This window comes from Streptomyces sp. NBC_01190 (genome assembly GCF_045039895.1).
GTDB lineage: Bacteria > Actinomycetota > Actinomycetes > Streptomycetales > Streptomycetaceae > Actinacidiphila.
In genome coordinates this window covers 103,351-123,212 of the sequence record NZ_CP108580.1, presented here as the reverse complement: position 1 = coordinate 123,212, position 19,862 = coordinate 103,351, and the positions used below count along the sequence as shown (strand labels likewise).

Sequence of the window (19,862 nt, the reverse complement as noted above, 5' to 3'; positions counted from 1 at the left end):
GCGGGCTATGCGGCGGGACGGTGCGGGGGAGACGCGGGCCGAGGACACCAGGCTCACTCGCGCCGCCCAGGCGGGCGATGTGACGGCCCTGGGCCTGCTGCTGGAAAGCCACCGCGCGGGTATGCGCGCCGTGGCCCTGAGCGTCCTCGGCCCGGGACCCGACGTGGACGATGTCGTGCAGGACGCGGCGCTGGTCGCGCTCCGCCGGATCGGGGACGTGCGGGACCCCGCGGCGGTCGGTCCATGGCTGCGGATGATCGTCCGCAACGCCTGCCGGTCCCTGCTGCGGAGCACGCCGCTGACGGAGCCCGCCGACGACCTCTCGCTGCCGTCCCCGGACGGCCTTCCCGAACAGTGGCTCGAGCGGAACGCGCTGCGCGACTGGATCTGGGAGGCGATCGAGCAGCTCTCCCCGGCGCTCCGCATGCCGCTGGTGCTCCGCCACTTCAGCAGCCAGGTCACCTCCTACGAGCAGATAGCCGCCGCCTGCGGGATCCCGGTGGGCACGGTCCGCAGCCGGCTCAGCCAGGCCCGTACGAACCTCGCGGACGCGCTCACCGCCGTGGCGGCCACCGCGCACGACGACCACGCGCGGCGTACCGCCGCCAGCAGGACCCAGGCCCACGAGACGCTGGCCGCCGCCGAGCGCGGGGAGTTCGGCAAGCTGGTTATGGAGCGCTGGTCCCCCGAGGTGGCCCTGCTCAGCGGGAACGAGCCGGTGGGCGACAGCGGGCTGCTCGTCCGCGGTATGGAGGCGGATCTCGCCGCGGGCGTCCACCAGCGGCTGGCCCGTGTGGTCGCCGGGCGCTCGCTCGCCGTCTGGGAGATGGACATGATCAACCTGGGCGACGACCCGGAGCACTGCCCCTCGGCGGTGGCCTGGCTGATGACGCTCGACCAGGGCCGGGTGCACCGGCTGCGGCTCTTCCACCCCCGGCCGCCGGGCACCCCCGGCACCCCGGTGCCCGCGCCCGCCGTCGTGTGACCGCTGTCACACACGTGGGATCGAACTTTCCCGCCGCCTGTGCGTCCTGTCGGTGTTGTCGCACACCCTCTGGATCCGGAGTCTGTTATGAACACCCCCGCCCGCCGGCCGCTCGCACCGGGAACGCACACCATCGAGGTGGAAGGCGTCGTCCAGCGTTATCACGTGTACGGCACCGGACCGGTGTGCGTCGCGCACTCCGGCGGTCCCGGCATCTTCTGGGAGTACCTGCGGATGCCGGCGCTGGAGCGGCACCTGACCATGGTGTACCCGGAGCCGATCGGCACCGGCGGCTCCGGCCGGCTGCCCTCCCACCCGAACGGCTACACCCGGGCCCGCTACAGCCGCTTCCTGCTCGCCCTGCTCGACCACCTCGGCGTCGGCGCGGCCCACCTGCTCGGCCACTCGCACGGCGGTTTCGTCGTCCAGCACTTCGCCCTGCACCACCCCGACCGGGTCGCCGGGATCGTGCTGTACGAAAGCGCGCCGGTGACCGGGCCCGAGCACGGCGCGGAGGCGATGCGGCAGCTCCAGCGGTTCGCCGCCCGGTACGAGGGGCAGCCGGAGCTGCCGGCGGTCCTCGACGCGTTCGGCGCCATCCCCACCATCACCGACGACGAGCAACTCGACACGGTGGTACGGGGCCTGATCCCGGCGTACTTCGCCGACTACTGGTCCGACGAGGAACGGTTCGCGCCCCTGCGCGCCTCCGTCCGCGGCACACACATCTCCGGGCTCGACGAAAACCTCGTGCCCGACACCATCGACGACCGCGAGCAATTGGGCACCCTCACCATCCCGGCCCTGATCGTCGTCGGCCGCCACGACGTCATCTGCGGCGTCCGCTGGGCCGAGGAACTCCACCAGCTCATCCCCGGCTCCCACCTCCTGATCCTCGAACACAGCGGCCACTTCGGCCACATCGAGGAGCCCGACCTCTTCGCGGAGACGGTGACCCGCTTCGTGACAGCGGGGGGCGACCTCGTGCCCTCTCAGGAACCGTCGGCGTAGTAGCGGTCGTAGAAGGCGGCGTGCTCCTCGATCGAGAAGCCGGTCAGTTCATCCTCCGCCCCGGGCGGGGTCGGCCGGCCAAGCGCCGCCGCCTCGGCTGTCAGGTCCGGGTCCAGCGGTGGAGCTGGTGGGCGATCTGGTGGATGCCGAGGGCGCCGGTGGCCGCGTCGCGGGCCAGGACGACGGCGGCCTTGGGCGGATAGTCGAGGGAGATGTCGTGGAGGGCGAGGTAGGCCTCGCAACTGGCCCAGGCGAAGGGCCCGTTGGAGTGCTCAAGAGAGGGCAGCCGGACCAGGGTGTGCAGCAGGGCCGCCGCCTTGAGGCGGACGGAGCCGTAGATGTCCCGTTCCATCGCATGCGCCTGGACCCGGGCGACCGCCGCGATCAGCGGACCGAGGTCGTCCACCTGGGGGTCGCCGGGCAGCCGCTCGGCGGCACGGAGCAGGAAGGAGACGTCGAGCGCCGGGGGATCGGAGAAGCTCACGCGGCGTGATTCCGCCCGGCGCGGTCCTCGGCCTGACGCTCGGCGGCGCGCTGCTCCGCGCTCGGATCGAAGCCGCCTGCCTCGGCGGCGAACGCCTCACTGGTCCGCGCCACCGCCGCGTCGAACGCCGCCAGGAACTTCGCCTCCACCGCGGTGGCCCGCTCATACGCGGCCGACAGGATGTAGTCCTGCATACTCACCCCGGCCGCCCGAGCCGCCGCGGCGATCGCCGCCCGCTTGCGCGGATCGGAGAACCGCAGGCTGAGGGCGGTGGGCTTTCCCGGCTCCGACTCTCGCGACGTACTCATGATACCGACGGTACCACCGATACCACTCAGGCCGGCCCCCTGCACGCCGGAGCGTTCCCTCCAGCCGCGACGCGGCCCCGCCGCCCGGGTGGGTGCGGCGGGGCCATCGGCGCGACCGGCAAGGTGACTCGGTGAGCTGCTGCCCCCCGGGGCGATCGGCCTCCCGGTCGGGCTCTTTACGCGCCGGCCGGCAACGGCCGGTCACCGGCCGCGGTGACCGCGGACCGGTCGCGGTAGTGGTAAGTCCCCGTCAGCAACAGCGCCACCGCGGTGACGCAGACCGTGACGGTGACCGCGGCCTTCATATGGGGGAACAACTGGTGGTGCGCCGTCGTGGTCGTCCCGCTGCCGAGAATCGAGGTGACGACCGCGAGCATGATCGCGCCGCCGATCTGGAGACCGGAGTTCAGCAGCCCGGACGCCAGCCCCTGCTCATGATCGGAGATCCCCGTGGTGGCCTGCACGTTGACCGACGGGAAGCAGAGCGCGAAGCCCACGCCGAGCAGCACGATGGTCGGCAGCAGGAAGTCGGCGTAGTTCATCGACGGATCGACACGCGGGAACAGCCCGTAGGAGACCGCGAAGGCGAGCAGCCCCGTATACCGGGTGACTTACCCATCGGTCATTTATCCGGCGGCTCCGTGGCGGGGGAGTGGCCCACGGCCGCGTCCCGGCCGAAGGGCGCGGCGAGGGGAGGGGACGGCGAGGGGACGGCGGCGAGAGGAGGGAACGGCCCCCGCGCGTCATGGTCCTGCCTCGTCGACGGCGCGTCGGCCCGGTCCGGGCCGGCGGTCCGTGCGTGCTCCCGGGTGACGGCTTCGCCTTCCGGATGCGTCGAGGGCGCCGAACGTAAGCCTCGGCGCCCGCGGTGCTACAGGGTGGGAGCCATGGCCAATCCCGCCGACTCGAAGGCCGACCGCCGCTCCGCCGGGAGCCGGGCGGCGTCACGGCTGTCACCGCCGATATGGCTGCTGGAGGCGCTGCGGCCGCGGCGGGCCCCCATCCCGTGGGCCGCCGTGCTACGGGCGTCCGTCGCGCTGGCCCTGCCCCTGGCTCTGGGTTTCGCGGTGCACCGGCCCTCGTACGGCGCCATCGTGGCGATCGGCGCGGTTTTCGGTGTGCTGTTCGACAGCGCGGACGCCTACCGGCTACGGGTGCTGAAGATCGCGGTCCCGCAGCCGTTCGGCGCGGCCGGCGTCGCCCTCGGCACCCTCGTCCACGGCCACGGCTGGGTGGCCGTCGTGGCGCTGACCTTCGTCGCCATGGTCTCGGGCATGATCTCGTCGATCGGCCAGGTCGCCTCCTCCTGCGGGCTGCTGCTGCTCCTCAACTCGGTGCTGGGCGCGGGGCTGCACTTCCCCCGGCCGTGGTGGACGGCGCCGCTCCTCTTCCCCATCGGCGGCCTGCTCGTCCTGGCCCTGTCGCTGATCGGCTGGCCGCTGCGCCGGGCCGCGCCGGAGCGCGACGCGGTCGCCGGAAGCTATCGCGCCGTGGCGGCCATGCTGGAGGCGGCGAACCGGCAGGACTACGACCTGCAGCGCCAGGCGGTCACCACGGCCATGAACCACGCCTATGACAGCATCCTGTCCCGCCGCACCCGTGACATCGGCCATCGCAGCCCGCGGGTGCGGCTGCTGGCCCAGCTCAACGCGGTCACCCCGCTGCTGGAGGCGTCGGCGGCGATGCACGTGCCCGACCACACGGTGGACCCCGCGGTCCCCGACATGGTGCGGGACCTGGCCGGCGCCGTCGCCGCCGGCCGGACCGGCGGCCGGCCGCCGGCGCTGCCCTTCGCCGGCGCCCCGGCCAACCGGGCCCTCAACGCGGCGCTGCGCCACGCGGCATCGGTGGTGGGCGAGAGCGAGCCGGTGCTCGACAGCGTCACAGACCTCCTCGGCCGGCCCACCACCCTGCGCGACCGGGCCCGGCTGGCGGCCCTCGACGTGCTGCTGCCCGGAGCGTCCTGGCGGTACGGAGTGCGGCTCGCCCTGTGCGTGGGCATCGCCCAGATCCTCGTGTCGGTCGTGGCGGTCCCCCGTTCGTACTGGATCGCCGTCACCGTCACCTTCGTCCTCAAACCCGACCTGGGCTCGGTCTTCTCCCGGGCGGTCACCCGCGCGATCGGCACGGTGGTGGGACTGGTGGTGGCGGCCGCGGTCGTGTCGAACATCCAACCGGGCTGGTGGGACGTGCCGGTGATGGCGGTCCTCGCCGGTCTCGTCCCGGCCGTGTCGGCGATGGGGTACGGGTTCCAGACGGCGTCCACCACACCGGTGATCCTCCTGCTCACCGACATCCTGAGCCGGCAGGGCATCGGCCTGGTGCTCCCGCGCTTCCTCGACAGCCTGATCGGCTGCGCCGTCGTCCTGGTGGCGGGATATCTGCTGTGGCCGGAGAGCTGGCACACCAGGGTGGGGGACCGGTTGGCGGACACGGTCGACGACGCCGCCGAATACATGGCCAGCGCCTTCGGTGCGGGTGCGGGTGCGAGTGGTGCCGGTCCGGGTGCCGGTGCCGGTGCGGTCGCCGGGGCCGGCGGCACCCAGGCCGCCCAGGCGCGGATGCGGCGGCGCGTCTACCGGGCCCTGTCCGTCGTGCGCTCCGAGTTCACCCGCGCTCTCGCCGAGCCGCAGCCGGCCGGTGGACGGGCCGCGTCCTGGCTGCCGCTGGTGATCGCGGTCGAGCGGATCATTGACGCGACGACCGCCGCGCGGGTCCGTATCAACTACGGAGCGCCGGCGCCGGCTCCGGCGTCGGTCGCCGAACTGGAGTCGCAACTGCGCCAGTTGGCCGGCCAGGTGAGATCGACCCGGCCGGCCGACGGGGCGCCGGCTCGTGCGCCGGACGGCGGGGAAGGGGTACTCGGACCCTTGTGGCAGGAGGTGGAGGCGGCCCAGGCGATCGCCTTCTCGGGCCCCGCTGGTCCTGGCGGGCCGAGCGGTCCCCGCGGGCCGAGCCTGGGCGGCTGACCTCCGGCCAGGCCGTCCGCAGAGGCTGGAGGTCGGCGCTTCTCACGGGTCAGGGCGCGATGACGAGGTGGCTGATCAGCCCCTGGTCGAGGGTGAAGCGGTAGTGGAGGTCCACGACGCCGCCGGGGAAGTCCCCTTCGAGCCGCTGGGTGACGGTGCAGCGGTCCGGGCCGTCGCAGGCCGCCCCGAGGAACGTGGTGGTGTACGTGTACTCGGACGCGGCGCGGTCGAGCCACTGCTCGATGGCCGGGATCCCCTCGTACGTACGGCCGTCGTCCACCACCGTCGCGCCCTCGGTGAGGGTGGCCGAGGCGCCGGCGGTGTCACGTTCGTTGTGCGCCTTCAGATACCGCTGGACGACCTCGGGCAGGTCGGCGGCATCGGCGGGCATGGTGTGGTCGGTCATGACTGCCTCACTGATGGTTTCACTGCTAAAATAGAAGTAGGTGACTTTCATTTTAGCAGTAACTCGGGAGGGTGTGGCGATGGCTCGTCGGATCAGGCTGGAGGACCGTGAATGTCCGCTGTCGACGACGGTGCGGCACGTCGGGGAGTGGTGGACGCTGCTGATCCTCCATGACGCCTTCGACGGCTACACGCGCTTCGACCAGTTCCAGCAGAGCCTGAACATCTCCACCAGCATGCTCACCGCCCGGCTGAAGAGCCTGGTGACCGAGGGGTTGCTGGAACGGCGCCCGTACCAGGCCAATCCGGTGCGCCACGAGTACGTACTGACCGAGCGCGGCCGTTCGCTGCGGCCGGTGGTGGTGGCGCTCGCGGCCTGGGGCAACCGGCATCTGCCGTCCGACCGGCGCACCATGATCCTCGTCGACGCCAAGAGCGGCGAGGAGGTCGAGCCCGTGCTGGTGGACGCCCGCACCGGCCGGAACCTGGACGACAGCGAGGCGTTCGTCTTCACCGCGGGACCGGCTGCAGGCGACGGGATGCGCGCCCGGTACGCCGAACTCGACCGGCGGCGCGACGCCCGCGCCGACACGGTGCGCGACTAGGCGCCCGCTTCGGGGCGATACGACCCGCCGGTGCGGTCCGGGTCGGCCAGGGCGCGGTTTCCGCCCTGGCCAACGGCGACAACGCCGTGCTCACCGCCCGCCGGCCGCACCTGCCGGAGGAGTGGGCCCGCGAACACGGCGACAGGGCGTGCGGCTGGTACGGCTCGGTCGAGGGGACGCCCGACGCCGACGTCAGGAAGAGCTTCGAGCTGAACTTCTTCTCCGTGGTCGAGGTGCTGCGGGCGGTGCTGCCCGGCATGCGCGCCCGCCGCAGCGGATGGGTCGTCACCATGTCCTCGGTCGCCGCGCTGGGGAGCCCCACGGGCTTCGGGTACTACGGCGCGTCCAAGGCCGCGGTCGAGAACCTCACCGGGGCGCTGCGATCGGAGGTGGAACCGCTGGGCATCAAGGTGCTCGCGGTCGAGCCGGGCGCCTTCCGCACCAGCGCCTACGCGGGCTTCGCCGACGAACCCATCGTGGAGACGGTCGACGCGTATCTGCCGCTGATCGAATCGGTCCGCGCCCTCTTCGTCGGCCGGGACGGCCGGCAGGAGGGCGACCCCTACCGGGGCGTGCGCGCCGTCGTCGCCGCGATGGACGCCGAGAACCCGCCGCACCGGCTGGTCCTCGGCGGCCAGGGCTATGACACGGCGGTCGGGACGCTGCAAGGCATGCTGACGGAACTGCGCGCCCACGAACCGGCCTCGCGGGGAGCGGACTTCCCGCCAGGAGAGTGACCCCGAGCCGTCAGCGGACCGGGACCCCGGTCAACCAGGGGTCACAGATCCCGGAGCTCGTCGGGTGTGCGCCCGACCGCTTCCACGATCTCCCGCTCCTCGGCGCCCTGGGCGAGCGCCGAGGCGCTCTCCGCCTTCAGATCCTCCGCCGCCGCTTCGAGCGCGCCCTCGGCTTCCTCGTACCGCTGCGCGGCCAAACTGAGCTTCGCTGTGTCCACCCCCCTATCCTGCCACCCACCCCCCCAACCCCGCCGCCGACATTCCCCCGTGCCGGGAAATCGGGTGGCTCGTGGACACACTCCCCGAAAGCCTGAGCGCCACGAACGCGGACCCCGTCGACCAGACTCGGCGACCCGTGGGTAACCGTTTCCGACGCGCTGGCCGCAATACGCGCCGGCGGGCGTGGGCGACGCGGTGCGGCCCGTCCTCCCCGAGCAGGACGGGCCGCGGTGCTTTGGTGTGGACAGGTGTCAGCTCGCGAAGCGCTTGAACGCGGCCAGAGTGCCCGAGCCGGCCACGCCGTCGATGGCGCCGGTGTAGCCCCAGTACTGGGTGAGGCAGCGCTGGAACGCCTTCCAGCTATTGGTGCCCAACTGCCCGTCGATGGTGTCGGTGTAGCCCCAGTAGTCGGCCAGGAACTCCTGGACGTTCTTGCCCTCGGCGGTGGTCAGGCCGAAGTTCTGCGTCGTGAGCGCGGCGGCGGGCCGCACACTGGCCGCCGCGTGCGAAGCGGGAGCGGAGGCCGCGAAACTGGTGCTCGCGGTCGCCAGGCTTCCGGCGGCGAGGCCGGCGACGGCACCGAACCGGCGTCCGCTCCCGCCGCCGCGTCCACCGCGCCGCCGTTCTCGCCGCTCCCGTCGTACATCTGCCGGATCGGGCGGATCGACAGTCTCTGGTACGCCGGGATCAGCCCGACCCGTGAGGCCGAGCTCTCCTGCGGAGCCGCCGGGCCGGACAGGCCGAGGCGCAGTGCCTGCTGCGCCGGGCGGGCATCTCGCCGGGAGGCATCGACGGGATGTGCGGCCCGCTGACACAGCGCGCGGTCAAGGTCATTCAGGAGCGGTCGGGCCTGGTCATCGACGGCATGATCGGACCGCACACCTGGAAGGCGCTGCGCGGATGACCCGACCGCTGCCCTCGGCGGAGGGCGCCCGACCGGCAGCCGAGTTGAGGCAGTTGAGGAAGCTGACCGGTCTGAGCCTGGCCAGGGCTCGCGGCGGCGACCGCGTTCAGCAAGTCGTCCTGGGAGCGCTATCTCAACGGCAGGAGCCTGCCGCCGCACGGGGCCGTGCGGGAGCTGTGCCGGCTGGCCGGCGCACCGGACAGGCACTGCCTGGCGCTCTGGGAGATCGCGGAGTCGGAGTGGGGCGGCCGGGCGAGGGAGGCGCCGCGCCCGTCGGCCGCCACCGTGAAAGCGGTGCCGGTGCCGGTTTCGGCCGAGGTCCTGGTTGCGGCCGCGCTTCCCCGTGCCGAACCGGGCGAGGTCCGGGCTGCGGCTCCCGCTGCTACGCCGGCTCCCGCGGCCGTCCAGACCCGGGCCCCGGCCCCGCCCGTACCCTCGCCCGCACCCCCGCCGCCCCAGAAAAGCGCGCCCGGCGGCCATCGGGTGACCACGGCCGTGGCGGCGCTCGTATCGGTGTGTGCCGTGGTGCTCGGGGCCGTCGCTCTCACTTTGATCCTTCTGCCGCACCGGACCGACCCGGCACACATGTCGGCGCCCCCGTCCGCCGCCGGTCCGTTCTGCCGGGGAGCCGCCTGCCGGGGGAAGGACCCGATGGACATGAAGTGCGCGGCGGCTCCCGACACCCTCACCGAGCGCCCCACCACCACCACCGGAGCCTCGGTCCAGGTGCGGTACAGCAGGGTGTGCGGCACCAGTTGGGCCCGGATGTGGGGTGCCAGGATCGGCGACCGGATCGAGATGAGGGCGGGCGGCCCGGGCACCCCGATCCGCGGCGCCCGGATCGGGGACCAGGCCGACGCGGACGCCTACGTCTACACGCCGATGAGCGTGACCCGCCCCGGGCCTATGGTCCAGGCGTGCTTCCTGCCCGAGGCGGGCGGCGAAAAGGAGTGCTTCGAGGCCAGGGCGGGACCGTCCGGACCGTAGCCGTACGGCGGGCGGCGGGCGGCGGGCGACACCGGCTCCGGATCGCGGTCCGGTCAGGCCGTGGACGAGGGCGTGCACAGCGCGGGCGGCGCCTCGTCGGACCCGCTGCCCCCGGTGAGCCACCGCAACAGGCCGTCGATGTCGATGCCATGGGGGGCCCGGCCCTCGTAGGGAGCGAGGCCCCGCGTGGCTCGGGTCAGCAGCGCGGTGGCCCCCGCGGCGTTGCCGCGTGCCGCGTGGGTCAGCCCGACGGCGAGTTGCGCGAGCGCGCGCCAGAGCGGACGCTCCTCGGCGGGGCCGCTCTTCCACCGGTCCTCCAGGACCTCATGGGCGTGGAAGGGCATACCCGCGTCGAGGAGCCGTTGCGCCTCGGTCAGCGTCTCCCGGGCCGAGCGGCGCACTCCCTCCGGCTGGCGCTCCACGGCCGGCGCGCCGTACGGCAGCGGGCGCCCGAGCCCGTCCCGCGGCCGGGCGTTGCGCGGCTTCCCGTCGGCGTCACGGTCACGCGGCACATCACTCATGCCCTGATTGTGCTCCATCCGCGCGCCTCGTCGCGGATGCGGGGACACACTTCCCGGTGGGTTTCGGCCGGGGGACATGAGCCGGGCGGAGGGAACCGGCTTCCGGCGCGGCCCGTTGGACCGGCATGGGGCTGAAGACGCGAGCAGGACATCAGGGGACCGGACCGGGCGCGATCACTCCGGACGGCTGCGCGGTCGAGCTCTACGCGCGGCTGCCGGTCGGCGCCGAACCGGACATCGTCGCCGCGGCCGTCCCGGCGGGCGCGCACATCCTGGAACTGGGCTGCGGAGTCGGGCGGGTGACCCGGCCGCTCCTGGAGCGGGGATTCACGGTGACCGCGGTGGACGAGTCCCAGGAGATGCTCGACCGCGTCCGCGGCACGCGCACGATATGCGGCCCGATCGAGGAACTCGACCTGGGGGAGACGTTCGACGTGGTGATGCTGGCGTCGTTCCTCGTGCACAGCGCCGATATCGGGACGCGGCAGGGCCTTTTGCGCACCTGTCGACGCCATATCGCCGCGAGCGGCTGTGTGCTGATCCAGCGGGAGGGCGAGGACTGGCACACGAACGTACCCCGCGAGCGTACCGACGCCAGCGGCTTCACCGCGCGGATCGTGTCGGCCGATCCGGTCGGTGACGGGGTGAATTCGGTCTACGCGGAGTACGAGTTCCCCGACGCGGCGTGGACCCAGACGTTTCTCTCCCGGCCGCTGACGAAGGCTCAGTTCGAGCAGGCGCTCGCGGAGGTGGGACTGAAGGTCGACACATATCTTACGGATGACCGGACGTGGGTGCGGGCGATCCCGGCGAGCTGAGAGCCGGGGAGGACACAGGGGCTGAGCGCCGACATTCCCGGGGTGGGGAGAAAGTAGAATACCCACTCCTGGCCACTTCTAATGTATAGCGCAGTGGGGGGCTTGCGGCAAGACCCGGTTCGTGCGGGAGAATCACCGGCTTCGGCGGTGTCCCGCTCATTCGGGCGCCGCTCTCACCTGCCCGATAGTCCCAAGCAGTCCCTATCAGTCACGATCACTCTGAATCACTTTGAATCTGTCTCCATCAGTCCCGGATCAACCGGCGAGCCTTTCCTGAGCCGGTCCCCGATCCCCTCGGTCAATCAAAGAGCCCTGAAGCAATGGAGCCGGTCTTGGTCCCCTCGTCATCCTCCTCTTCCGAACCCCATCGACATGTCGGCGCAGCATCGGGAGAAGCGACCAAGCCGGACACCGAGGGCGCTCCGGCCGCCGACGACTGGCGGACCGCGGAGCTGCGGGCGGAGAACGCCTACGTCGGCGCCCTCTACGACCGCCTGGAAAGCCGTCGCGAGCTGGCGATGACCCAACTGCGCGAGGTCCATCTCCAGGACAAGGGGGGAACGCTCCAGTCCCGTATGGAGCGCGACACGCTGGAGATCCACCACACCCGCCGACTGGCGGAACTCCACGCCGCCGAGAACGGCCTGTGCTTCGGCCGGATCGAGAACGCCGACGGCGAGCGGCGGTACATCGGCCGGATCGCCCTGGCCGACGAGAACCACGAGCCGCTCCTCACCGACTGGCGGGCCTCGGCCGCCGAGCCCTTCTACCGGGCGACCCCCGCGCTGCCCGGCGGGGTGGTGGGGCGACGCCACCTGCGGAGCAAGGGCCGGACCGTCGTCGACTTCGACGACGACGCCTTCGGTGTGGGCGCGCTGGAGGGGCGGGACAGCTCCGAGCTCAGCGGGGAGACCGCCCTGCTCGCCTCCCTGACGGCGGCCAGGACCGGGCGGATGGGCGACATCGTCTCCACCATCCAGGCCGAGCAGGACCGGGTCATCCGCTCCGAACTCGGCGGGGTGCTGGTCGTGCAGGGCGGTCCCGGCACCGGCAAGACCGTGGTCGCCCTGCACCGCGCCGCCTACCTGCTCTACACCCACCGCGACCGGCTGGCCAAGCGCGGTGTGCTGGTCATCGGACCGAACACGATGTTCCTGCGCTACATCGACCAGGTGCTGCCCGCCCTCGGCGAGAGCGAGGTCGTGCTGAGCAGCATCGGCGCGCTCTACCCGGGCGTGACCGGGGCCGACACCGAGACACCCGAGGCGGCCGCCGTCAAGGGCGACGCCCGGATGGCCGGGGTGCTCACCGCCGCGCTGGACGGGCTGCGGCAACTGCCGGAGACCTCGTGGACCATCACCGTGGGCAGAAGATCGCCCTATCAGATGGAGCTCGAGGTCGGCCGGGCCCTGTGCGAGCGTGCCCATGCCGCCGCGCGCAAGACCCGGGAACCCCACAACCAGGCCCGAGCCGACCTCGTCGAGCGGCTCTCCGCCGAGCTGGCCCTGCGGATCGCCAGGGACCGGGGCGGGGCGATGGACCTCGACGACGTGGCGGACCTCGCCGACCGGCTCGTCGGCGAGCCCGAACTCCAGGCCCTGGCCGACAAGATCTGGCCGCCGCTGAGCCCGGAGCAATTGCTCACCACCCTGTTCGGCTCGCCTGACCTGCTGGCGCGCGCGATGCCGGACTTCGCGCCGGCCGAACGCGCGGCACTCTTCCGCACACACCCGGGCCGGGATCCGGAAGCCACCGCCTGGACCACCGCCGACGTGCCGCTGCTGGACGAGGCAGCCGAAATCCTCGGTCCGCTTCCCGGCGGCACCCCGTCCCTGCGAGCCGAAGCCGCCGCCGAGGCAGAGGAGCTCGAATACGCGAAGGTCGTCCTCGAAGACTTCGGCGAGGGGCTGGTCAAGGCGGAGTTGCTGGCGAGCCAGTACCGGGGCGAAGAGTCGCTCCGGCCGCTGGCCGAGCGGGCTATCGAGGACCGGACCTGGGGTTTCGGGCATGTGATCGTGGACGAGGCGCAGGAGCTGTCCCCCATGGCCTGGCGGCTGCTGGCCCGTCGCTGCCCCGGCCGTTCCATGACGATCGTGGGCGACCTGGCCCAGACCGGCGCGCCGGCCGGGCTCAGCACCTGGGGCGAGGCGCTCGACGAGTACACGGCGGGGCGCTGGCGCACGGTGGAACTCACCATCAACTACCGGACCCCGGCCGAGATCATGCGGGTCACCGAGGACGTGCTGCGGGCGGTGGACCCGGCACTCACCGCGCCAACCGCCGTGCGCGGCGGCGGAATCCGTCCGTGGAGCCTGCGGGTCCCCGCGGACGACCGAGGAGCGACGCTGCGCGCGGCCGTCGAGAAGGAGATCGCCGCGCTGGACGGGGGCCGGATGGCGATCATCCACGCGCCGGGATGGTCCGCCGAACTGGTAGACGCGCTGGCCGAGTTGGCGGGCGTGACCGTGGCCGACGATCCATCGGCGCTGGATTCGCCGGCGGCCGTGATGACGACCGCCCAGGCCAAGGGACTCGAGTTCGACGCGGTCCTCGTGCTGGAGCCCGCGGCGATCCTCGCGGCGCACCGCCACGGCGTGAACGACCTCTACGTCGCGCTCACCCGCGCGACGAAGAGCCTCGGGGTCATCCACAGCGGGGAGTTGCCGGTGATGCTGGCGGGCCTTGATCCACGCTGAGCCGGGAGCCGGGAGCCGGGAGCCGGGAGCCGGGAGCCGGGGATGCGGGGCGGCGGGAGCCCGGAGCGGGGGATGCGGGGCGGCGGCGGGTGCGGGTCGTGGGAGCAGACGGCCCGCACCCCGAGCGGTGTCACGGACTCTCAGCCGCGGTTGCCCCGCCGACATGTCGACAACCTGACACGGCCGGGCGGGCGGCCGCGGCGCGCGCCCGGCCAACTCGCCTGTGAGCCAACGTCATTGGGGGACGTTCGATGCGGACCGTGGAGAATCCCCTGGTAGGGTCCGCGCAGGGTACCCACCACGCGATGGAGATGGTTCGTGAAGCTGCTCCCGCTGTTCCTCCGCCGGCCGATCGAGGCGGTGTACGAGCGCCGACTGGCCGCCACTCTGGCAGGGCTGCCGCGCCCGCAGAACGTCGGGATCATGCTCGACGGCAACCGGCGCTGGGCCCGGCAGGCGGGACACGCGGACGTCCGTGAGGGCTACCGGGCGGGCGGCGCCAAGGTGACCGAGTTCCTCGGCTGGTGCACGGCCGCCGGGATCGAGCACGTGACCCTCTTCATGCTCTCCGACGACAACCTCGGGCGGCCCGCCGAGCAGCTCGGCCCGCTGATCGAGATCATCGAGGAGACCGTTCGGGACATCGCGGCCGAAGGCCGTGACTGGGAGATCCAGGTGATCGGCTCCCTCGACACCCTGCCCGGCGCCAGCGCCCAGGTACTCAAGGAGGTCGCCGCCGCGACCGCCGGACGGCACGGCCTCAAGGTCGATGTCGCGGTCGGCTACGGCGGTCGGCGGGAGATCGTCGACGCGGTGAAGAGCGCCTTCGAGAAACACATGGCGGCCGGCGGGGACCCGGCCGAACTGGTCGAGCGGTTCGAGATCGAGGACATCTCGCGGCACCTGTACTCGCCGACCGCCTCCCAGACCGACTTCATCATCCGTACCTCGGGCGAACAGCGGCTCTCCGGCTTCCTGCTCTGGCAGTCCGCGTACGCCGAGATGCACTGGGTGGACTGCTACTGGCCGGCCTTCCGGCACGTGGACTTCCTGCGCGCCCTCCGCTCGTACGCCAACCGTGAGCGGCGATACGGCAAATGACCGCGTCGCCGCCCGCCGCGTCGGCCGCGTCGGCATGTTCACCCGTTCACGAGGCGTCCGGTGGTTCAGCCGGGACAGCAGAGCGCACGATGACGGTCAACCGCCGAATAGCCTTGATCTGCGCGGGAGTCGGTGCCCTCACGATGGCCCTGACCGGGCCGGCCGCCGCCTCGCCGTTCGACGGCGGGACGTGGGTGGAGACGTCGACGGGCCAGGTCGCCGTGCTGAGCCTGGCTCAGCCGAGCCCGCCGGTCACGTGGGCCGGCGGCGCCGACGTCGTCACCGACCAGGGCGGGACCACGACTCCTTCACCAGCGGCGCCCTCCTGACCAGATGAACACGGCTGCTCTACGATCGCCGCATGATCAAAGGGGTGATGTTCGACTCCTCCGGCACGCTGCTGCGGATCGAATCGGTCCAGGAGTGGCTCGGCTCGGTGCTGGCCGCAGCCGATGTCCCGCTGAACGATGCGGAGTTCAGCGGGGCGGTACGGCGACTGACGGAGTACGGAGCCCTGCCGGGCGGTCCCGGGCCCGCGCGCGTTCCCGAGCATCTCGAAGCGGTGTGGCGCGAGCGCGACCTGACCGCCCGACGCGGCGGTGGCGATCGTGGGCACCCCGGGGGGCCCGCTCACACCTGCTGGAGCTGTCCGGCCGCCCGCAGTCGGCTGATCCCCCAGTCGAGGGCCGCTTCGAGGTGGGTCGGCTGCCCGGTGGAGAGCATGATCGCGACTCCGCCCTGGATGCCGGCCAGAAGCGCCGCCGCGGCCTCGTCGATGTCGAGCGACGCGGGCAGCCGGCCCGTACGGCGCAGGGCGCGGATGCCGCTGGCGAGGTATTCCTGCCACTCCCGCATCAGCTCGATGACGATCGCGCGGGCGCCGGGTGTGGACCGCCCGACCTCCGAGAAGAGCGAGCCCATGGGGCAGGTGTCACCCTGCGCCGTGTACCGCTCCACAACGACGTCACGCCACTGCTGCCAGGCCTCCCACGTGTCGAGCGAGCCCAGATAGGGCTGCTGGTCGTCCAAGACGCGGGTCGCCTCGTGCTGGGCGACCGCGAGCAGCAGGTCCTCCCGGCCACCGGGAAAGTAGTGGAAGAGCTGGCCCTTGCTCACCCCGGTCCGCGAGCAGATCTCATCCAGCGTCGCGGTGGCGACACCTTTCTCCCGCAGTACCCGCGCGGCCCCGGTGACGATTCGAGCCCGCGTGGCCTCGCCCTTCGGCGTCAACACACGATTCATGCCGTACCTCGCTCCCGACCCAGCCGGCACCCTCCATTTTACCGGGACACCCCCACCCACCGGTGCCGCCGCCCACCCCGGAAACCCGAGCCTCGTTCCGCGGTGCAGCAGTCCCGGATACTCGGGCAGCGCGGTCGCGAGCTTGGCGAGAGCGTGCTTCACAGCGGGGCCCGCGGTCGGATCCCAGCCGTTCGTACCCCGGCACCGTCCGGCACCGTCCGGCACCGTCCGGCACCGTCCGGCACCGCCCTGCGACGCCCGACCGCGTTGCCCCGCCTCCGCCTACCGGGCAGGGGTTCCCCCACCGGGCAGGGCTTCCTCCCGTACGCGGGAGCCGGGCTACGATCCGGGGATGTTGAACATCGGACTTATCGGCCTGGGGCGCATGGGGACTCCGATCTGTGCGCGTCTCGTCACCGCCGGCCACCGGGTCACCGCCCACGACGCGGTGCCGGAGCGCGAACAAGCCGCCCGTGATCACGGGGCCGACTGGCGCTCGACCGCCGAAGAAGTCTGTACGGGTGTGGACGTCCTCATCACCGTGCTGCCGGGGCCTGCCGAGATCACCGCCCTCATGAGCGACACCGTGCTGGCAGCGCTCGGCCCGGGCGCCACCTGGATCGACATGACCAGCAACTCGGCCGAGGCCGCCGGGCCGATCCGCGACCGGGCGCAGGCACGCGGCATCAGCGTGCTCGAAGCCCCGATCGGCGGCAACCCGGCGGACGCGGCGGCGGGCAAGCTGCGGTTGTTCGTCGGGGGAGACCGCGAACAGCTCGCCCGGCAGCGGCCGTTGCTGGAGACCCTCGCGGATCCGGACCGTATCGTCCACATCGGCGGCCACGGCACCGGCTACACGGTCAAGCTCCTCGTCAACATGCTGTGGTTCGGCCAAGCCGTCGCCACCGCCGAAGCATTGCTGCTCGGGCGCCGGGCAGGTGTCGAGCTCTCCGTGCTCCACGATGTGCTGGCGGCCGGTCCGGCGAGCAGTGCGTTCATCCGGCACGACCTTCCCTCCCTCTTCGCCGGCGACTACCTCACCTCCTTCGGGCTCGACCACATCCACGATCAACTCACCATCGTGGTCGACCAGGCCCGCGCCCTCGCCACCCCCCACGACATAGCCGAGGCCGTTCGCCGCACCTATCAGGAGGCCCTGGAGCACTACGGGCCGGCCGACGGAGAACTCCTCGCCGTGGCGATGCTGGAGGAGCGGGCGGGGCTTCGCCTTCGCGGCTGATCCATACCGGTCGCCGATCACGCCACCGCTCGTCGAGCGGCCGGCCCGCCGGACTGCGACCTCGCCGGGCGCGCGTCACGTTGGATGAACGGAACACACCCATCCGCCTCCTCCGGCGACGTGAAGCGAAGCGTCACCGGCAGGACGGCGTGTTTCCCAGCTCCCCGTCAAGCGCGCCGTCAGGCCCCCGTACGGCCTCGCCCCGCCCATCCTTCTGGACTTGTTGGTCCAAAAATTCTCCTTTACGGTGGCCAACCTGACCGAGCGCCTTTCCCGGCTCGTTCCACAGCCGCGGGGACGGCGACCGTACCGAACTCCATCCATAAAGGACCGTAACGACGGCCCCGAAGGGAACACAGCGCCATGTCCATGGATCACTACTATCTGCTCGGACGCTCCGGCTTGCGCGTCAGCCGGCTCTCCCTGGGCACGATGAATTTCGGTGTCGAGGGTTTTCACGCCGCGTACGGGAAGACCGAGGAGGAGGCCCGCCCGATCTTCGGCCGCTACCTCGAGTCGGGCGGCAACTTCATCGACACCGCGGATTTCTACACCGCGGGCCGGAGCGAGACCATTCTCGGCAACCTCATCGCTGAGGCCAAGGTCCGTGAGCGGGTCGTGCTGACCACCAAATACACCAACAGCGTCGACCCCGGGGACCCGAACGCCGGTGGCAACGGTCGCAAGCACATGATCAGGGCGGTCGAGGCGTCACTGCGCCGGCTGCGTACCGACTACATCGACCTGTTCCTGCTGCACACCTGGGACCGGATCACCCCGGTCGAGGAGGTCATGCGGACCTTTGACGACCTCACCACGGCCGGAAAGATCCGCTACGCGGGCCTGTCGGACGTGCCCGCCTGGTACGCGGCGCGGGCCCAGACACATGCCGAGGCGAATTCCCTCGTACCGGTGATCAGCCTCCAGCTCCCGTACTCCCTCGTCGGACGGACCATCGAGCAGGAACACGTCGCGATGGGCCAGTCGCTCGGGCTCGGCATCACCGCGTGGAGCCCGCTCGCCGGCGGCTTCCTCACCGGCAAGTACCGGCAGTCCGACGAGGGGGTCACCGGAAAGGGAAGGCTCGGCGACGCGGGCGCGTCGGGGTTCACCTGGACCGACCGGGACTGGCGGGTTCTGAAGGCCCTGGAGAAGGTCGCGGACCACCTCGGCGTGACCATGGCCCAGGTGGCCGTCAACTGGGTCGCCACCCAGCCCGGGATCGGCTCGGCGATCATCGGTGCCAGCAGCGCCGACCAGCTCGACTCCAACCTGGCCGCACTCGACTTCGAGATCCCCGCCGAGCTGCGCGCCTCCTTGGACGAGGCGAGTGCCGTTCCGCTGCGGCCCATGTCGGTGTACGGGATGTTCACACCGGCCTATCAGAACTGGCTGATCAGCCCCGGGGCCAAGGTGGGGGACAAGCCCGCCGGGTACGCGCCGAACGTGCTGAACTGGACGGAGTGAGCCGTCGGCCCCGCCGTCGCGAAGCCGGCCGGGTTCTTCGGGACCACCTGGCCGGGACGACCGAACGGACGAACCTCCCTGAGCACCGCGCCACGGCGGCCTGACCGGCGGCCGCGGCCGGCAGATCAGTCGTGCGGCGCGGCGTCGCCCGGCGGCGAAAGGAACGCCCGGACGGGGGATCCGCCGGGGGAAGCAAGGGACGATCTTTCACTCTTGACGGGTTGCTCCCCCGAGGCGGTTTCTCCTAGGCGGCCGGCTTGGCCACCGAATACATGACCGACCGGTCCTGCCGATGCCGCTGGATACGGCTCTTGGCGACGAGCGCCTCCAACGTGTTCCGCACGACCTGCGGTGTCGGCGTCCGGTCCGGGTACAGCCGCAGCAGTTCGTCGCGCAGCTCCTTGGCGAGACGCGGCTCGCCGTGCTCCCGCAGCAGGTCCATGAAGATGTCCCCGAGCAGCGGCTGACGCGATCTGGCCTTCGCGGCGGCCTTCGAGGTGCGCTTGCCGGTGCCGGCTCCCTCGTCGGTGACCTGCGCCCGCGGGCGGGATGTTTCTTCCTTGGCCGCGGAAGCGGCGGGGGAGTCGGGCGCGATGGCGGCTGCCTCGGGCTCGTCCTGGGCCTGCGCCGGCACCGACGGCGGGTCCTGCGGGGCCTCGAAACGCTCCGCGAGTGTCAGGATGTCCACCAGGAGAGTCTCCTCCTGCTTCAACATCTCGACTTTCTCGGTGAGTTCCCGCTGCAAGCGGCGGTTCTCCCGCAGATCCGAGGCGGCTTGTTCCACATACCGCGATCGGAGCGTGGGGGCTGATTGGCTGGGCACAACCGTTCACTCCCTCTCAATTGGACGACGCTGCGCATGCTACCCACGCTGACGACCTCCGCTGAACACTGTGAAGAGCGGGCACCACCCGGAGAGGGTCAGGGCGGTGAGGAAAGCGCCCAGCCGCTCGTCGCCCTTGGCGTACAGGTGTGCCCACCTTTCCAGGTTGAGCCGGAGTACGGCCCCAGCACGGGCGAATCCCACCCCGGAGTCGTACGCCGTGCGGATCGCGTCCCTCGCGTCGGGCACACCTGTCCCCCCGGCAGGGGAAACCGCGCGTCCCCGCCGAGGTCACACGGACGGCCCCACTCAACACATGTCCATGCGGTTCGTGGGTCGA

At 71.9% G+C, this 19,862-nt stretch carries 23 protein-coding genes; 13 read left to right on the top strand and 10 right to left on the bottom strand.

What is annotated here, in order from left to right; all coding sequences use genetic code 11:
• Positions 1-7 precede the first annotated feature (7 nt).
• Positions 8-985 (top strand): RNA polymerase sigma factor, encoded by a 978-nt coding sequence (locus OG519_RS00575; protein ID WP_405577304.1) that lies wholly within the window; start codon positions 8-10, stop codon positions 983-985.
• Positions 986-1,072: 87 nt separating this feature from the next.
• Positions 1,073-1,996 carry an alpha/beta fold hydrolase gene (locus tag OG519_RS00570; protein WP_405577302.1) on the top strand — a complete coding sequence of 308 codons (924 nt, stop codon included), beginning with the start codon at positions 1,073-1,075 and terminating at the stop codon, positions 1,994-1,996.
• A gap of 100 nt (positions 1,997-2,096) precedes the next feature.
• Here OG519_RS00570 and OG519_RS00565 read toward each other — a convergent pair whose 3' ends face one another.
• From OG519_RS00565 to OG519_RS00555, 3 genes are all read right to left on the bottom strand, one after another.
• On the bottom strand, positions 2,097-2,480 hold the full coding sequence (locus tag OG519_RS00565; protein WP_405577300.1) for a fic family toxin-antitoxin system, toxin component: 384 nt from the start codon (positions 2,478-2,480) through the stop codon (positions 2,097-2,099).
• Complete coding sequence (locus tag OG519_RS00560; protein ID WP_405577298.1) at positions 2,477-2,788, bottom strand: DUF1778 domain-containing protein; 312 nt, start codon at positions 2,786-2,788, stop codon at positions 2,477-2,479. The genes OG519_RS00565 and OG519_RS00560 overlap by 4 nt, the downstream gene beginning before the upstream one ends.
• A 176-nt stretch (positions 2,789-2,964) precedes the next feature.
• Positions 2,965-3,381 (bottom strand): hypothetical protein, encoded by a 417-nt coding sequence (locus OG519_RS00555; protein WP_405592368.1) that lies wholly within the window; start codon positions 3,379-3,381, stop codon positions 2,965-2,967.
• Between the two features lie 294 nt (positions 3,382-3,675).
• On the opposite strand from OG519_RS00555, the gene OG519_RS00550 reads away from it, so the two are divergent.
• Positions 3,676-5,757, top strand: a complete 2,082-nt coding sequence (locus OG519_RS00550; protein WP_405577296.1) for an FUSC family protein — start codon at positions 3,676-3,678, stop codon at positions 5,755-5,757.
• A 49-nt stretch (positions 5,758-5,806) separates the two neighbouring features.
• Here OG519_RS00550 and OG519_RS00545 read toward each other — a convergent pair whose 3' ends face one another.
• Positions 5,807-6,163, bottom strand: a complete 357-nt coding sequence (locus OG519_RS00545) for a nuclear transport factor 2 family protein (protein WP_405577294.1) — start codon at positions 6,161-6,163, stop codon at positions 5,807-5,809.
• A 79-nt stretch (positions 6,164-6,242) separates the two neighbouring features.
• On the opposite strand from OG519_RS00545, the gene OG519_RS00540 reads away from it, so the two are divergent.
• The gene (locus tag OG519_RS00540) at positions 6,243-6,767 is read left to right on the top strand and encodes a winged helix-turn-helix transcriptional regulator (protein WP_405577293.1); all 525 of its coding nucleotides are present in this window, start codon (positions 6,243-6,245) and stop codon (positions 6,765-6,767) included.
• Between the two features lie 86 nt (positions 6,768-6,853).
• Positions 6,854-7,504, top strand: a complete 651-nt coding sequence (locus OG519_RS00535) for an SDR family NAD(P)-dependent oxidoreductase (RefSeq protein WP_405577291.1) — start codon at positions 6,854-6,856, stop codon at positions 7,502-7,504.
• Positions 7,505-7,545: 41 nt separating this feature from the next.
• Here the strand turns inward: OG519_RS00535 and OG519_RS00530 are convergent, their stop codons facing one another.
• Together OG519_RS00530 and OG519_RS00525 are read right to left on the bottom strand one after the other, a co-directional pair.
• A complete protein-coding gene (locus tag OG519_RS00530; protein ID WP_405577289.1) occupies positions 7,546-7,722 on the bottom strand; it encodes a hypothetical protein in 177 nt (58 codons plus the stop codon).
• 252 nt (positions 7,723-7,974) lie between these two features.
• Positions 7,975-8,214 (bottom strand): hypothetical protein, encoded by a 240-nt coding sequence (locus OG519_RS00525; protein ID WP_405577287.1) that lies wholly within the window; start codon positions 8,212-8,214, stop codon positions 7,975-7,977.
• A gap of 305 nt (positions 8,215-8,519) precedes the next feature.
• Here OG519_RS00525 and OG519_RS00520 point away from each other — a divergent pair, with 305 nt between their 5' ends.
• Together OG519_RS00520 and OG519_RS00515 are read left to right on the top strand one after the other, a co-directional pair.
• Positions 8,520-8,627, top strand: a complete 108-nt coding sequence (locus OG519_RS00520) for a peptidoglycan-binding protein (RefSeq protein ID WP_405577285.1) — start codon at positions 8,520-8,522, stop codon at positions 8,625-8,627.
• Between the two features lie 651 nt (positions 8,628-9,278).
• Complete coding sequence (locus OG519_RS00515) at positions 9,279-9,614, top strand: DUF2690 domain-containing protein (protein WP_405577283.1); 336 nt, start codon at positions 9,279-9,281, stop codon at positions 9,612-9,614.
• Positions 9,615-9,667: 53 nt separating this feature from the next.
• Here the strand turns inward: OG519_RS00515 and OG519_RS00510 are convergent, their stop codons facing one another.
• Positions 9,668-10,135, bottom strand: coding sequence for a DUF309 domain-containing protein (locus OG519_RS00510; RefSeq protein WP_405577281.1), 468 nt, complete (start codon positions 10,133-10,135; stop codon positions 9,668-9,670).
• A 125-nt stretch (positions 10,136-10,260) separates the two neighbouring features.
• Between OG519_RS00510 and OG519_RS00505 the strand changes: the two genes are divergently transcribed.
• The 4 genes from OG519_RS00505 to OG519_RS00490 all read left to right on the top strand — a co-directional run bounded on the left by OG519_RS00505 (position 10,261) and on the right by OG519_RS00490 (position 15,079).
• A complete protein-coding gene (locus tag OG519_RS00505; protein WP_405577279.1) occupies positions 10,261-10,953 on the top strand; it encodes a class I SAM-dependent methyltransferase in 693 nt (230 codons plus the stop codon).
• Between the two features lie 332 nt (positions 10,954-11,285).
• Positions 11,286-13,649, top strand: coding sequence for a HelD family protein (locus OG519_RS00500; protein WP_405577277.1), 2,364 nt, complete (start codon positions 11,286-11,288; stop codon positions 13,647-13,649).
• A 318-nt stretch (positions 13,650-13,967) separates the two neighbouring features.
• Positions 13,968-14,750 carry an isoprenyl transferase gene (locus tag OG519_RS00495; protein ID WP_405577275.1) on the top strand — a complete coding sequence of 261 codons (783 nt, stop codon included), beginning with the start codon at positions 13,968-13,970 and terminating at the stop codon, positions 14,748-14,750.
• A 143-nt stretch (positions 14,751-14,893) separates the two neighbouring features.
• Positions 14,894-15,079: a hypothetical protein gene (locus OG519_RS00490; protein ID WP_405577273.1), complete on the top strand. Its 186-nt coding sequence runs from the start codon at positions 14,894-14,896 to the stop codon at positions 15,077-15,079.
• Positions 15,080-15,380: 301 nt separating this feature from the next.
• On the opposite strand, the gene OG519_RS00485 is transcribed toward OG519_RS00490, so the two are convergent.
• Positions 15,381-15,992 (bottom strand): TetR/AcrR family transcriptional regulator, encoded by a 612-nt coding sequence (locus tag OG519_RS00485; protein WP_405577271.1) that lies wholly within the window; start codon positions 15,990-15,992, stop codon positions 15,381-15,383.
• Here OG519_RS00485 and OG519_RS00480 point away from each other — a divergent pair.
• Both OG519_RS00480 and OG519_RS00475 read left to right on the top strand, forming a co-directional pair.
• On the top strand, positions 15,991-17,232 hold the full coding sequence (locus OG519_RS00480) for an NAD(P)-binding domain-containing protein (RefSeq protein WP_405577269.1): 1,242 nt from the start codon (positions 15,991-15,993) through the stop codon (positions 17,230-17,232). The two genes, OG519_RS00485 and OG519_RS00480, sit on opposite strands and share 2 nt — an antisense overlap.
• Positions 17,233-17,595: 363 nt before the next feature.
• The gene (locus tag OG519_RS00475) at positions 17,596-18,699 is read left to right on the top strand and encodes an aldo/keto reductase (RefSeq protein ID WP_405577267.1); all 1,104 of its coding nucleotides are present in this window, start codon (positions 17,596-17,598) and stop codon (positions 18,697-18,699) included.
• Positions 18,700-18,943: 244 nt separating this feature from the next.
• On the opposite strand, the gene OG519_RS00470 is transcribed toward OG519_RS00475, so the two are convergent.
• Positions 18,944-19,483 (bottom strand): hypothetical protein, encoded by a 540-nt coding sequence (locus tag OG519_RS00470; protein WP_405577265.1) that lies wholly within the window; start codon positions 19,481-19,483, stop codon positions 18,944-18,946.
• Positions 19,484-19,561: 78 nt separating this feature from the next.
• Positions 19,562-19,771, bottom strand: a complete 210-nt coding sequence (locus tag OG519_RS00465; protein ID WP_405577263.1) for a hypothetical protein — start codon at positions 19,769-19,771, stop codon at positions 19,562-19,564.
• Positions 19,772-19,862: the final 91 nt, after the last annotated feature.

Excerpts from the sequence above, each read along its gene's own strand:
- OG519_RS00575 (WP_405577304.1), top strand. The coding sequence starts at position 8 with ATGCGGCGGGACGGTGCGGGGGAGACGCGGGCCGAGGACACCAGGCTC.
- OG519_RS00570 (WP_405577302.1), top strand. The coding sequence starts at position 1,073 with ATGAACACCCCCGCCCGCCGGCCGCTCGCACCGGGAACGCACACCATC.
- OG519_RS00560 (WP_405577298.1), bottom strand. The coding sequence starts at position 2,788 with ATGAGTACGTCGCGAGAGTCGGAGCCGGGAAAGCCCACCGCCCTCAGC.
- OG519_RS00550 (WP_405577296.1), top strand. The coding sequence starts at position 3,676 with ATGGCCAATCCCGCCGACTCGAAGGCCGACCGCCGCTCCGCCGGGAGC.
- OG519_RS00545 (WP_405577294.1), bottom strand. The coding sequence starts at position 6,163 with ATGACCGACCACACCATGCCCGCCGATGCCGCCGACCTGCCCGAGGTC.
- OG519_RS00540 (WP_405577293.1), top strand. The coding sequence starts at position 6,243 with ATGGCTCGTCGGATCAGGCTGGAGGACCGTGAATGTCCGCTGTCGACG.
- OG519_RS00520 (WP_405577285.1), top strand. The coding sequence starts at position 8,520 with ATGTGCGGCCCGCTGACACAGCGCGCGGTCAAGGTCATTCAGGAGCGG.
- OG519_RS00515 (WP_405577283.1), top strand. The coding sequence starts at position 9,279 with ATGGACATGAAGTGCGCGGCGGCTCCCGACACCCTCACCGAGCGCCCC.
- OG519_RS00510 (WP_405577281.1), bottom strand. The coding sequence starts at position 10,135 with ATGAGTGATGTGCCGCGTGACCGTGACGCCGACGGGAAGCCGCGCAAC.
- OG519_RS00505 (WP_405577279.1), top strand. The coding sequence starts at position 10,261 with ATGGGGCTGAAGACGCGAGCAGGACATCAGGGGACCGGACCGGGCGCG.
- OG519_RS00490 (WP_405577273.1), top strand. The coding sequence starts at position 14,894 with ATGGCCCTGACCGGGCCGGCCGCCGCCTCGCCGTTCGACGGCGGGACG.
- OG519_RS00480 (WP_405577269.1), top strand. The coding sequence starts at position 15,991 with ATGCCGTACCTCGCTCCCGACCCAGCCGGCACCCTCCATTTTACCGGG.
- OG519_RS00485 (WP_405577271.1), bottom strand. The coding sequence starts at position 15,992 with ATGAATCGTGTGTTGACGCCGAAGGGCGAGGCCACGCGGGCTCGAATC.
- OG519_RS00475 (WP_405577267.1), top strand. The coding sequence starts at position 17,596 with ATGTCCATGGATCACTACTATCTGCTCGGACGCTCCGGCTTGCGCGTC.